Annotated in this window: 1 pseudogene; it reads left to right on the top strand. The window is 48.8% G+C overall.

Annotation, left to right across the window (positions count from 1 at the left end):
- Positions 1-272 (top strand): annotated as a pseudogene (locus Q1A48_RS21375) (oxidoreductase); the annotation flags it as partial.
- Positions 273-443: the final 171 nt, after the last annotated feature.

Here is a 443-nt window from a genome sequence, read left to right as displayed (position 1 = left end):
TGATGACGGTTTACCCAGGGGGTACGGATACCCCCCTGATGAAGACCAGCAACGCGGGTCCTGCCCTTGGGTTTACCCTGGAGAAAACCGATACGGTCGCTGAGGCTATTATAACCGGAATGGAGGATGATGCCTTCACAGTTATTCGGGCTGGCGAACAGCGCCGGGAAATGATTGCCCTTAATCGGACTGATCCTGCCCAGCTGGATGCGCATTTTGCTAAATTGAAAGATGCCCTAGCGGTTGCAGTAAAAGATCACGCCGCTTTATAAGCGAAAACAATCGAGGTAGAGTGCTGGCAGATATTGTCGATAAGAAGGCGCAGGCTGAAAGGCATATTGTTTGTGGTGGGCTATTGCGGCCGTTTTAGGTAGTGTTCAGAATTCTGTGTCATTTCTTTATCATTAGCAAAAAAGAGATGACCTATGACCAAACCTACTTTC

Source organism: uncultured Microbulbifer sp., assembly GCF_947489355.1.
In the GTDB taxonomy this organism is placed as follows: domain Bacteria; phylum Pseudomonadota; class Gammaproteobacteria; order Pseudomonadales; family Cellvibrionaceae; genus Microbulbifer.
This window is presented reverse-complemented; position numbering and strand designations above follow the sequence as displayed.